Origin of the sequence: Hominilimicola fabiformis (assembly GCF_020687385.1) — a bacterium.
In the GTDB taxonomy this organism is placed as follows: domain Bacteria; phylum Bacillota; class Clostridia; order UBA1381; family UBA1381; genus Hominilimicola; species Hominilimicola fabiformis.
This window is the reverse complement of sequence record NZ_JAJEQM010000018.1, coordinates 1-12694: the sequence shown is the minus strand read 5'-3', so window position 1 is coordinate 12694 and position 12694 is coordinate 1. Positions and strand designations below refer to the sequence as shown.

Genomic DNA, 12694 nt, shown 5'->3' with positions numbered 1-12694 from the left:
TATGCGTAAGTTTGAAAATGTGGATATTATAAATTCGCTGCGCCGAATAATGAACATAAATACAGAGCATTACAAAAATGATTTTTTTCTTGATGTTGATACAATACATACGGCAGCGTTAAGCGACAGTGCAGAAGATAAGTATTTACTTTTTATGTCGCGTCTGAACGGTACATACTGTTATTGTGAAACGGACGTCTTTACAAAAGATACATCAGCATATAATACTTGGACATACTATGGCGAACAGGCACACGACAATATTATTGCCTATGCTATTAAAATAACGGGTTTTGAAAATGAAGTCATCAAGGGCAATCTTTATGAATTAGATTATCCGAAGCATTTTAAACACGTTATAAATGTTTCGGTGTGTGCCGATAGTGTTTCCGCTGATGAAGAATTAAAATTTACTCTATCGTGCGAGCATAAACGACTTGAAAAGCTGAAATGCGGCAATATTGACAATCATATTGCGGATTTGTCAAAAAAGAAAATCAAGGCGCAGCTTGATAAAATGACGGAAGCTGAAAAGGAGGATATTATAACCCACGTCGAATTAAGCAAAGATTTTGGCGAAGCAGATTTACTAACGCAGGCAGATATTGATTTATACAATGCCATAATTGCAGAACGGACAGCGAAAAAGCCATCAATCAAAAAGCAGCTTGCGGAAAACAAGGGTAAATCCGAACCGATGAAATCAAAAACACAACAACAAAAGGAGGATATTTTACTATGACATTTTCACAGGACGAAATAAATTTGATGTGTATTTATGATACATCTGATAAGACGGAGCTTTTAAAAGAGCTCCGTTTTTCTGTTCCGTACATTGAAGATACGGAATTAAAGGAAATTACGGAAACGGTTATTGACAAGCTGGAGCGTATGACGAATGATGAATTTTCTAAGCTGGAGCTTGAACCTGATATTGATATGGAGGATTAGCCTATGGCAGATGAAAAAGATTTTAGAGAGCCGGACGGTGCTACTCAGGATTACGAATTAGACGAAGTATTTGAACTTGCTTTTGAAATAGACGCATTTTTAAGAGCGCATAATTTGAAATACAGGACAAAATTTCCTATGGAACAAAGGCAGCGTGAAATACTTGCGGATAAAATGTTAGAAAGCGACACATTTTATATTAAACATCTCATATCTTCCGTATTGGGACACGAGGGCGACGCACTGATGAACCGCCTTAATGCTTATGAAACGGAATTTAGAAAAAATCAATATTCTGTCTATCATCTGAAATCGGATTATGACAAAAAATGCGGATATAGCTTAAAGTCTGAAAGAGAAAAAGGAAATTATATAAATAAGGATATGTATGAGATTGTTCGTTCCGAACCGCTTGAACAGTATAAAACGCCTATGGAAATAGACGTAGGCTTAATGATAAATAAAGCCGCCGGCGCTGCTGTTTATCAGCCTGATTTAAGGGATATTATCGTCATAAATTATGACGGTCAACAAAAGGCATATTTCAAAGGATTAAAGGAATATACAGAAGCTCCCGAATTTACAGGGGTTCATATAACATCGGCGGCATTAAATAATTATAAAGGTCTGACGGCTTTTCTCGGAAAAGACGGTAATGTTTATTTGGGAAAAAGTGAACGCAATCTATATAATTCCGAAAAAAAATCATTGCCGTTTTATAACAATTCGGATAATTCCTTAACCTTTATTTCCGATAATAAAAAAATGTTCTCTTTCCTATGCGGTTCTGGCTGGGTATTATCTCAATCTGAAATGATAGAAAACGGAGCTTTTACAAAAAGTGATTATCAGGAATTTGCGGAATTGCAAAAAGGTGTATTATCAAAATTTGAGCCCATACGGGAAATAACCTTTAATGGTGAACCGTTCAATTATCCCGATTACAACCGTAATATTGAACAGACAGCCGAAAAACAAAAAAATGAAAAAGGAGTGTTAAAAAATATGAATGACTATAAATTTGCAGCTTTTATCGTCAACCGTTCCGAATATGACAACGGAAACAGAGAAACAAGCGGTACGGAACTGTCTTTCCCGACAGACGCGGAAACGGTAAAGCGGACATTTGCAGAAATAGGCTTACCTGAAAACGCAAGCCCTGATACATACTTTTTTGATGATTACGCTTGCGGCAATGATGATTTAAAAAAGTGTTTAACTATGTATGAAAGCGTTGACGCGCTAAATTATTTTGCTATGCGTATATCGGAATTGGAAGATACTGAAATGACCGTTTTTCAAACCGCGCTTAAAGCCGGCGAATGTAAAAATATAACGGACGCAATAAATATTACATACAATATGGAGTATTATAATATTGTTGACAATATATCTAATTGGGCAGATTACGGAAAGTATATTGCACACCGAGATATGCTTGATGAAAGAAATATGAATTATGAAGAATACGGCAAACATCACGCATACGATCATGGCGGATATTTGCTTGACGGTATTGTCTTAGAAACAGGCTGGACGGAGTTTGACAAAGTGTATGACGGTAAAAACATACCTGACGAATATCGCGTTACCGTACCTACGGAGCCGCAAAAAATGACCGTTCTAATTGTGCCGCCTATGCAGGAGCCTTATATAAAGGAAATTTCGACAGGTCTTGAAGCCCTCCAGAAAGAGGTTGGCGGCAGAATTGAAGTTGTATATCCGTTTGCGGAGCCTGTCGGTCTTATTTGTAATGACGAGGGCAAAAATGAGAGAATGGAATTAAACCGTGCGCTTTATGACGCAGAGGATAATATGTACGATATTATCGCAGGAACATTTGTATTAGCAGGATTATCTGGCGACAACTTCGGCAGCCTTGATAAAGACCAGATAAAGCAGTTTTCAGAGCGTTTTGCTAAACCTGAAATGTTTATGAGAATTAACGGAAAAATAACGGCGGTCGAGGTCAAGCCCTCAATTAAAGCAAAGTTAGACAGATTGCAAAAGGAACAAAACAATACTGATAAGCCGCAGCCGCAGAAAAAGCCGCGTGAGGAAACGCTATGAGTGATATTATACGAATGACGCCCGAACAGGCGCGGCGGAGCCGAGCATTGATAAAAAATCAATGCTGTAATTATGACAACGGGAATTGTATTTTACTTGATGACGGCGAGCCTTGCGTCTGCCCTCAAAGTATTTCATATTCACTTAATTGTAAATGGTTCAGAACAGCGGTTTTGCCGAATGATAAGGAATTGTACATAAAGCTGATGAAGCCGAAGAACAGGAAAAAATGTACGGTTTGCGGTAATGAATATACGCCGACAGGGCGCAATTCAAAATATTGTGATAAATGCCGCCGAAAGATACGATTGCGTAAAGACGCTGAACGGAAAAGAAATAAGCGGTCTATGTCCGCATTTTAAGGGAATAAAACCGCATAAAATCAAGTGTTTCAAAGCCTAAAATTGATAAAGTAATGATAGCATATCAAATACCCTTAAAATAGGATTGAAAACGCGGACATTTTATATTAAATATAGATAGGAATAACTGTTATATTAGCCGTTATTCCTGTCTTATTTTTTTGATGTAAAAAGGTATTTACAATAATAGTAATTTATGATATATTTATAAATGCGAAAACAATTTTTATATTTATAGCTTTTTTTGCATACAATTTTTTTTGGCACGAAGAAAAACATTTTTATCATATGATAAAAATGCGTACTCTTTTTAATACTTTGTGCCATATGTTACAACGTATATTGGAAAGTATAAAAATTGTTTTCGCAGACAATAGAGTATCGCATTTTTTGTGCGTTGCCTCTATTGAAGCGACGCACTTTTATTATGCAATTTTATTTAATGAAAAGAGTTGTTACATATGGATTTAAAATCTACCCTATATCAAAAATTATCAGAACAAGATAAACAAAACATAAAAGAATTAACGAATAAATATAAAACATCTGATTATACATTAGCAGAAATTTTTAATGTAAAATCCGAAATCTACAAAAACATTCCGCTCTCACAACTTTGTTTGTCTGCAAGAGTCGTGTCTGCTATTATACGATTTAAAAATATTATTGATTTAGAAAAACTACTAAATTTGACTTTGCCGCAAATATGGGGAATAAAGAATTTGGGTGAAATTGGGATTAACGAATTAGTATTACTTATTCAAAAATATATAAATGACCATACTCCTAAAACGAAGAATAGTGTACAAAAGCCAACAAACGAAGAAATCCAAAATTTGCTCAATGCCATACATTCACAAGGACGTAGCGTAAGAGAAGTTACCGAGTTGTTAGAAAAGAATATTATATAGTCAAAGAGAAAAAGGAAGCATAACCGCTTTGGTTATGCTTCCTTTTGTAAATCCTTTTTGCATAACTCTATTGCTGCGTCTTTTTCTGCTTGTGTAAAAGTATAATCCAACCAATGCCAATTACCGTTAAAATCCACATAATACAGTTGTTTATCATATTCGGACGATATAACATATTTGTCCTCGTCAGCGTGATATGAAATCTCTATTCCAAAACAATCCTCTTTATAATACTTTCCGTCTATTTTCTTTGCTTGGGCTACATATTTGCTTGGAACATCAGTAACCAATATTGCGAAAACCTTTATATCGTCTAAATCATCACAATTATCTATTTCTTCAATTTTCATTTTACGGCAGCCTCCAATAACAATTTCCTTGCGACTGTAAACATTTCCATTCCGACAGCGGGAATATCTCGATAACAGGTATCAAGTGAAAATTGCTCGTCATAATTAAATGATGTGTCTGCTGATTGATAGATTTTCTCATAAGCCGTTTTTGTTGCAGTGTCAATATCCATACCGTTCTGAACCGCTGTAATCACATCTGCAATCAATACCTTTAATTCTTCCTCCGCTTTTGCGTATGCGTCAGGTCTTAACTGTTTATCCCTCATAACGCGGATTGCGTTCTGCGCGATTGGCGATAAGATACCGTAACCGTTACCGTCTGTCTGATTTGCCATTACAGCCTTGCGGATTTTTGTATTAGCATATCCGGCAGCTAATGTGTAACCGAGCTTGCCCGTCTGCACTTCATCAAGAATATCACCTACAATATTTTCAGTGATTTGGATTTGTGCTTCTGTCGCATTAAGCGGCGCGCTTTCTCTTGGAATCGGGGCGGCAAACGCTGTTGTCGCTGTCGCTGATAATGCAGCGATTAGTGTTAGTGTAATAATTTTCTTTTTCATAGTGAAAACCTCCTGAAATTAAAATATATTTTCTCTATACTAATTATATCACTTACTATATGCCGCGCCCAGCCGGAAAAGCGCACAAGGTTTTAACATCAGCCTGTATAAAACGCCGAATGACTATTCTATCTGATTTTCTCTTGTCGGTTCGCTCCTTTGCGGAGTGTGCAGCATAGCGTCAACATTAGCTTTTACAATATCAATTTCGGACACCTCTTTTTTCGCTTTTCTGTAATCGGTATATAATTTCTGCCGCTGCTCCTCTAATTCCATACGCTGAACATTTACGCTTTCAAGCGTCGGTAATTTTCTATCGGTCTGCTCCTGCGATAAATATTTATGAGAAGCCTTAAATAAAATAATTTCCCGTTGGTGTTCCTTTTCAAACTTTGCCTTGTTATTCGACTTGACATATTTATCATATACAGGACGGAGCGCCTTATATGTGCTTATATGCTTTCGTAAAATATTTATGTCGTTCAAATTCCGTTCAACTGATTTGAACTTGTCGGCGGTATCGTCAAACTGTTTGCACGTTTCATCAATACGGCTTTCCAATTCCGAATAGCTGTTTATATTATGCTCGGTCAAATAATTAAGCGTCTTTGAAGCCTGTTTAAGATTATTGATTTTAGCCCAATGCTCGTAGCCCTTGCTTTCTTGCGCCTTAATGCAATTCTGAATATCAATAATAAGGCTGATACGGTTATCACGAATAATCGGCTTGCGTTTGCGCGATTTTTCAATCCGTTTTGTAATTCCCTCAACACTGTATCTTTCGCCCAGCGTTTGAGCTTTCAGACGTATAAACCGTTCCTGCCCTTTGGCGCGGACAGATATATATTGACCTCGTTTTATCTCATAGCCCTGTAATTCCATAAGACGCAAAAAATCCTCAAAATCTTTTACTTGCGGAATTATCTTGTCAATCTCGGTTTTCAGTTTCGCCCTCCAGCTTGTCGGTTTATTCTCATACTTGGTATTTTTATTTTTCCTTTCAGCGTTTGGTTCGACAACGGATAATCCGTATTCCTTGCATAGTCTGTCATTTATGCGGCGTGAATGGTTATACCACTTTTCATTGATGTGGATATGCTTGTAATCAACAAAACTGACGTCATTACAAATTATATGATTATGAATATGTCCCTTGTCAATATGCGTTGTCAAAATGTATTCAAATTTACCGCCCAGCAGTTCATCAGCGAAACGCTTTCCGATTTCGTGAGCCTGTTCGGGTGTGGTTTCACCCGGCGAAAATGCCTGTATGATATGACGCGCGAGATGTTCTCCCTTATTATATGCGTGTTCTCTTGTGCAATCAAATTCAATATCTGCAATTTCAGGAGTACAGGCGTATGCGTGAACAAGCAGCTTTGCGTCTGTCTTATCGGGATTTAAAATATAGTCAATGGCTTTTCTTAGGGTAGTGTCAATAGTATGGTTCGTTGTAATTGCCATATTTTATTTAACCTTTCTTGAATTTCCTTTATATCTTCCTCATAAATGGAGCCAGTTTCATTTACGCGCTTTGCAATTTGATTTATATTAACGCCGATAGAATGTAATTCCTTGTTCATTTCCTTAATGTTGGTTGTGTCAGTATAAATAATTAAACCGTCAATCGCCATTTTCCGTAAATACGCGCCTATCTGTCGTGTCGGTAGCTGCGCCATTTTCTGCTCAATTAACTGTTTTTCTTCTTCTGTTACTCTGAATTTGATTTGAATATTTCTTTTTCGCTTTTCCATATATTTACCTCCGTTTTTTATCTGGGTTTGGGATTTGTTCCCAAAATATTTTTTGTGACTTTTGCAAGGCATAGACAAACAAAAAATCGCCGTTCGGGTACCCGGCGGCTTTGCTTGCTGGTAGCAAAAACCCCTTATATATGGGTAACAAATAAAAATAAGTTTTTCTGCACATCTTTAATGAAAATATAGCAAAACAGTGTAAAAATCTTGACAATTTATAGCTTTTATAATAAAATTTATTTATTGTGATTGTGTTGTAATATACATAAAGATATTACGAATTTACTGAAAAATATTTTTAATTTACATTGAAAGTGAGATGAAATAATGACACTGTGTATAGCTTTATGTGATGATGATAAAATAGCCTTAAATAATGAGTTAAGGCTTATAAAAGATGTTTTAAATGAAAAGAAAATAAAACACTCAATCGACATTTTTAGTTCACCGCAAAAGTTGTTACAGTCCGACACTGTCTATGATATTATATTTTTAGACATTGAAATGGCTGAAATGGACGGTATTAGTTTAGCTGAAAAAATAAGTATAACAAATAAAAGCTGTTTATTCTTTTTTGTAACCAATTACGAAGCATATTTTGATAATGCGTCTAATGTGCGACCGTTCAGATTTTGGACAAAACCAATAGACAGGCGCCGCTTGGTCTATGGAATTGACTCAGCTATACAGGAGCTATACAAAAATAATCAATTCATCAATGTAATGGTAAATTCGGAAAACATACAAATATTTATCAGTAATATTATTTACATATATGTTCAAAACAAGAAAACACATATTATAACGACCAAAGGTGAAATTATTGTAAGTATTCCGTATCAGACGGTTTTTGAACAAGTAAAAGATTACACAAATTTTTTTGAGCCTTTTAGGGGATATTGTATAAATTTCAGTTATATAAAAAGATATGGCAAAGATAAAATCTATTGCGGATATAGGGAGACAGAATATGAAATATATTTGTCGCGGCGTAAGCAAGAGGATTTTCAAAAAAACTTTGCTAAATGGATTGGAGAAAAATAATGCGGATTGATTTAGGAATGGTATTAGCAATAATATTTGAATATATAATTTTTATTTATTATGCTGACACTTTATTTTACAGAAAAAGAAATAAGTATCTTTGTTATGCAATAATTGCATTAGTTTATATTGCTGATTTGTTTATATGTGCACGCGGAAAGATAGTTGTAAATACTTTAACTTTTGTTGTAATACACCTTGTTATTTTTGGCGTATGTTATCGCATTAGCTGGAAAAGCGCATTGTTTCAAAGTATTTTACTCGCGGCTATAACTTCGGCGTGTGAATTTTTAGTTATATTTATTCCATATATTAGAATTATACCTGACAATACCATAGCAATGACATCTTCACAGTCGCTTATATTGACATTTGCAAGCAAACTCTTATATTTAATTGGAATAATGATAATAAGCCGCGTATTCTGCAAAAAACAGAAAAATGTACAAGCTACCTCTCTTGGACTTTTATCTATTCCTATTTTGACTGTTATTATAATTATGCTTGTGATGAAAGTCAATACAACATCACACTTATTGTCATTGGTGTGCTTCATACTAATAATAATGAATATTATTATTTTTGCAATAAATCAAAAATTGATGATAATGGAAACAGAGAAAGCAGAGTTGGAAGCTCAGCAATTAAAAGAAAAATTTGATTATGACGAATATATGATGTTAAAAGAAAATAATCAGCAAGCCTCAATACTTAATCACGATTTCAAAGAACATATAGGTGCTTTAAGCTCTTTAATCGGAGCTGATAATGAAACCGCTCAGGAATATATAAAATCTATTTGCGGCAAATTTTCTCAGCCTAAATTTATTGAATATTCAGATAATAAAATCTTAAATGTGCTTTTATCTAAGAAGAAAGAAGAATGTGAAAATCAAAATATACAATTTTTGATAGATCCCATACGAGCCGAGCTGTCGTTTTTTAACGATATGGATATTGTAACTATATTTTCTAATTTAATAAATAATGCTATGGAAAGCTGCGCCCATTCATCAGAGAAAAAAATTTATTTGAATATACATACTGAAAATCAAAATTTTATAGTTATAAAGATAGAAAATACATCAGATATAGAGCCTATTGTAATAAACGGCAGACTAAAAACTCACAAGGATAATGCGAAGCTGCACGGTATAGGAATGAACAGTATCAGCAGAGCATTATCAGCTTATAATGGTTCTTTGGATTGGAAATATAACAAAGAACAAAAGATATTTTCCACAACGATAATAATACAAAATTTAACCGCTTAGGCAAATATACGACCGCTTAGGCAATTTGGGTTGACTTAAATAACATTATTTGCTAAAATAATTTCATCAAAAGAGAAGGAGGAATTTACTATGCTATTAAGTAGAGTAAAAAAGTTGTGTCAAAAAGGAGCGTCATTTGCAATCAAGGCATTGCCTGTTATTGTACCTGCATTTCTTCTTTTTCACACAAACTCAACCTGCTGTATTGTAAACGGTCAGCCGACGCCGCCGAACAGCATAAAAAAGTACAGAAAGTTTTAAGCTATGATACATAAAATTTCAGAGAAAGCAATTATGTATGCAATCCTCAATAACTACATAAAACAGGAACAATATGACGAATATGTATATGCCCTTGAAATTATCTTAAATATATTGATTACAGATATTACTATGATAATTATAGGACTTGCTATGGGTATGATATGGGAATGTATTTTATTCTGGCTCGTATATAAAATCTTGCGTAAATATTGCGGAGGGTATCATTTCTCAACATCGCTGAAATGTTATTTATCATCTTGCATTATGTGTCCGGTTGTATTGGCAGTTGTAAGGTATGTTCCGTACAGTATGACCGTATGGGGCTTGCTTACCTTAACAGCGCTGATAATACTTTCTATTCTTTCACCTGTTGAAGCGGCGAACAAGCCGCTTGACGAAAAAGAACAGCGGATATTCGGAATAACGGCGAGAATTTTAATAATCATAAGTGCGGTATGCTGGAGTGTAACAGCCATAGTCTTTCGTCAGCTTATATTATCTAAAATCATATCGCTTAGTATTATAAGTGTTGCTGTGTTTGTTATAGCCGGTAAAATGTATTTAACTGTACGAAAACACAATTAAGAATTACCCTTATCCAAAAAAGGATAAGGGTAATTTTTTGTCAAATTTTAACCGCTGGGGCAAATATACGACCGCTTAGGCAAAAGCTATTGACATCAAAATTTTCCTGCCGTATAATGCAGATATAAGCAAAACAGCTTATTATATATCCCCTCACAACCAATCACAATATACCTATGGGATATATGGTAAATTGTTTATGATTTATAAACAGGGATTGAGTACATACGAAACGGTGCATTGTCTGATACGGACAGTTTGTAAAATCTGAATATGCGCGATAAATGCTATTTCTCAATGTTAGTTTAGTGAGCTTATCACATAGGGGCAAACCCGATATTTTGATGTTGCAGAAAAGCATATATCAAGCCGGCAAAATGATACGCGTATCGGCATAGGACGGTCTTATGGATTTTCTGTATGGATAATGCAAAGTTTCAAAAACAAAAAAACAAATATAATGCTGATTTTATGTTAGACATAAAACAAGAGATACCCTCAATCTTAAATCTACGCACGCAAGCCTGATTAAAGATAAATAGAGTACCTCTCTTATTACCTCAGTATATACAAATTCCTTTGATTTGTCAAGTGATGTATAAGAGCTTGTTTTATGAAAGCAGGCGAATTGGCGTTATGACAAGAAAGGACGATTTATTATGAAATTGAGAAAGATTATTACAATGGGTTTGGCTGCTATTATGGCAGTATCGGCTATGAGCATTTCGGCATTTGCGGCAAACATTCCTATGCGTTCTGAAGTGGACACAAAAGCTGCATCAGCGGATAACCCAGTAACCTATCGTACCGAAGACGGAATAAAAATCACGATTTATGACCCTAATATATCGCTTGATTTTGCAGAAAAAGAAGAGCCGGAAATCGCATTAGCTAATGCGAGCGGAAGAGTTTATATTCCTAATATCCAAACAGGAGTAGGAAATAAGACAAACTCTTTCTCTGCTGACGGCAATAGCATTGTAAAATTTGGACTTTCAATATGGGAAGGCGGTCCTAAATACAATGTAGCATTATACAATTCAAAAAATGTTTGCTTGGCAGTAGCTGAAGATGTCCCTAAGAGCAGCGAGGGTACACTTGATGGTACAGGAAGTGACGGGGATTATTACTTTAGAGTAAGCACATACTACACCGCAGGTAATGCCTCATATTACGCATATACTATTTCAAAATAATACAACAGTTTATGGAGTATGCTTGTAAAGAGCATACTCCATTTTAATTAAATATATGTTCTCTAAATTTTATAGAAAGGATTATTTGATTTTGATGAAAGCAACAAAAATACTTATTATTTATTCATTGATATTTATATTGTTAAACTCTACCATAGTTCTTGCTGAACAGCGTAATGGAATATATGAACCATTAGACTATCTAAATGACAATACGCCACTCAGTATTGCCATTCCGTCAAGCAATGCGTGGAAAACGGAAATAGCAGCGTCAGAAATCAATTCGGAGTGGAACGACAACGACGAATTCAGCATTGTCAATTTTGACAATGCCGATATGTCATTTGATAATAACAATGTTTTGACAATGACTTTTAATAATGTTGACTATGAAAATGGAAACCTTGTTGTTTTACTGTTCCATAACAAAACCAAAGACGAATATTCGGCATTGCAGATTGATTTTTCAGAAACAGGCATACCTACTTTTCAATCTGAAATTCAGCGCGACAGAGTTATGAAGAACAGCCTTAGCCGTTCGGGTTCAATTATTGTTGACGATAATATTCCTGAAACAGTGAATGACGCAAAACAGGAATACAACAAAAATGTTGAGCCTCCTATGGATATTGTCTTAGCGGACAGTCAGGGCGCAGAATATAATCCTGTTCCGTACACGGACGCAGGCAGCCGCCAATCGACAACCACATCATCAACAAAGTTTTATGTTTATAACGCTAACGGTATAAAACAGGATAATTTGACAGCAAATGAACCGTTCTATGCTATTCAATACCTGTCAAAGAACAGAAAAACAAATTGGTATGTGGCGCAGTCTAATGACGGAACGGTGGTATTTAAGTACGAGCCATACAATACAAGTAAATTTTATTTGTTTCAATTCGGCAATTTCTACGGAACGGCAACAACAGCCGCAGAGGTTAAGGATTGGACTTCTTATGCTTTATATTCCCATTCCGTAAGAGCAGACGGCGTTTACGGCAGCAATACAAGCGGCAGAAGCGAGCCTCAGCCGTATTCTCATTCTTATTCATCAGCGATAAGAGCGCCGGAAGTGTGGGCGTTAGAGGGTAATACAGGCGCATATGTTTATAAAAAGTCAATAAGCTATGACGGCTACAAGTCAATGTCCTCAAAAGTTCTGCTTTCTCAGGCAAAATTGAAATTTGACAGCGATACACCTACAAACGCATATATCTATATGTCCTCTAACAGTAATCATTCATCAGGTGCGATTGCTTGTGACATAGGCTTGATAGGTGCGCCGAGAGTGTGAGAAAAAGTCTGTAAAAAATAATCCTTCTATGATAGAATATAAATAAATCATAGGAGGAATTTTTTTA

General features: G+C 35.4%; 15 protein-coding genes. 11 read left to right on the top strand and 4 right to left on the bottom strand.

Annotation, left to right across the window (positions count from 1 at the left end; genetic code table 11):
- The first annotated feature begins 1 nt into the window (after nt 1).
- From LKE05_RS11825 to LKE05_RS11805, 5 genes are all read left to right on the top strand, one after another.
- Entirely contained in the window at nt 2-742 is a 741-nt protein-coding gene (locus LKE05_RS11825) for a hypothetical protein (RefSeq protein WP_022230674.1), read from the top strand.
- The gene (locus tag LKE05_RS11820) at nt 739-951 is read left to right on the top strand and encodes a transposon-transfer assisting family protein (protein ID WP_022230675.1); all 213 of its coding nucleotides are present in this window, start codon (nt 739-741) and stop codon (nt 949-951) included. Before LKE05_RS11825 ends, LKE05_RS11820 begins: the two co-directional genes overlap by 4 nt.
- 3 nt (nt 952-954) lie before the next feature.
- Complete coding sequence (locus LKE05_RS11815; protein WP_022230676.1) at nt 955-3021, top strand: DUF3846 domain-containing protein; 2067 nt, start codon at nt 955-957, stop codon at nt 3019-3021.
- Entirely contained in the window at nt 3018-3383 is a 366-nt protein-coding gene (locus LKE05_RS11810; RefSeq protein WP_118445735.1) for a cysteine-rich VLP domain-containing protein, read from the top strand. The genes LKE05_RS11815 and LKE05_RS11810 overlap by 4 nt, the downstream gene beginning before the upstream one ends.
- Nucleotides 3384-3844: 461 nt before the next feature.
- Nucleotides 3845-4294 (top strand): hypothetical protein, encoded by a 450-nt coding sequence (locus tag LKE05_RS11805; RefSeq protein WP_022230677.1) that lies wholly within the window; start codon nt 3845-3847, stop codon nt 4292-4294.
- 32 nt (nt 4295-4326) lie between these two features.
- Here the strand turns inward: LKE05_RS11805 and LKE05_RS11800 are convergent, their stop codons facing one another.
- The 4 genes from LKE05_RS11800 to LKE05_RS11785 form a co-directional block, all read right to left on the bottom strand.
- Nucleotides 4327-4644 (bottom strand): hypothetical protein, encoded by a 318-nt coding sequence (locus LKE05_RS11800; protein WP_022230678.1) that lies wholly within the window; start codon nt 4642-4644, stop codon nt 4327-4329.
- Complete coding sequence (locus tag LKE05_RS11795) at nt 4641-5210, bottom strand: hypothetical protein (RefSeq protein ID WP_022230679.1); 570 nt, start codon at nt 5208-5210, stop codon at nt 4641-4643. Before LKE05_RS11795 ends, LKE05_RS11800 begins: the two co-directional genes overlap by 4 nt.
- 123 nt (nt 5211-5333) lie before the next feature.
- Nucleotides 5334-6674, bottom strand: coding sequence for a relaxase/mobilization nuclease domain-containing protein (locus tag LKE05_RS11790; protein WP_022230680.1), 1341 nt, complete (start codon nt 6672-6674; stop codon nt 5334-5336).
- On the bottom strand, nt 6635-6964 hold the full coding sequence (locus LKE05_RS11785) for a plasmid mobilization protein (RefSeq protein ID WP_022230681.1): 330 nt from the start codon (nt 6962-6964) through the stop codon (nt 6635-6637). The genes LKE05_RS11790 and LKE05_RS11785 overlap by 40 nt, the downstream gene beginning before the upstream one ends.
- 330 nt (nt 6965-7294) lie before the next feature.
- Here LKE05_RS11785 and LKE05_RS11780 point away from each other — a divergent pair, with 330 nt between their 5' ends.
- The 6 genes from LKE05_RS11780 to LKE05_RS11755 all read left to right on the top strand — a co-directional run bounded on the left by LKE05_RS11780 (nt 7295) and on the right by LKE05_RS11755 (nt 12627).
- The gene (locus tag LKE05_RS11780) at nt 7295-8011 is read left to right on the top strand and encodes a LytR/AlgR family response regulator transcription factor (protein WP_022230682.1); all 717 of its coding nucleotides are present in this window, start codon (nt 7295-7297) and stop codon (nt 8009-8011) included.
- The gene (locus LKE05_RS11775) at nt 7993-9285 is read left to right on the top strand and encodes an ATP-binding protein (protein WP_147514645.1); all 1293 of its coding nucleotides are present in this window, start codon (nt 7993-7995) and stop codon (nt 9283-9285) included. Before LKE05_RS11780 ends, LKE05_RS11775 begins: the two co-directional genes overlap by 19 nt.
- Nucleotides 9286-9375: 90 nt before the next feature.
- Complete coding sequence (locus tag LKE05_RS11770; protein ID WP_022230684.1) at nt 9376-9546, top strand: hypothetical protein; 171 nt, start codon at nt 9376-9378, stop codon at nt 9544-9546.
- Nucleotides 9547-9549: 3 nt separating this feature from the next.
- On the top strand, nt 9550-10134 hold the full coding sequence (locus LKE05_RS11765; protein ID WP_118446990.1) for an accessory gene regulator ArgB-like protein: 585 nt from the start codon (nt 9550-9552) through the stop codon (nt 10132-10134).
- 659 nt (nt 10135-10793) lie between these two features.
- Nucleotides 10794-11330, top strand: a complete 537-nt coding sequence (locus LKE05_RS11760) for a hypothetical protein (protein WP_022230686.1) — start codon at nt 10794-10796, stop codon at nt 11328-11330.
- A 94-nt stretch (nt 11331-11424) separates the two neighbouring features.
- Entirely contained in the window at nt 11425-12627 is a 1203-nt protein-coding gene (locus LKE05_RS11755; RefSeq protein WP_308456989.1) for a hypothetical protein, read from the top strand.
- The last annotated feature ends 67 nt before the right edge of the window (nt 12628-12694 follow it).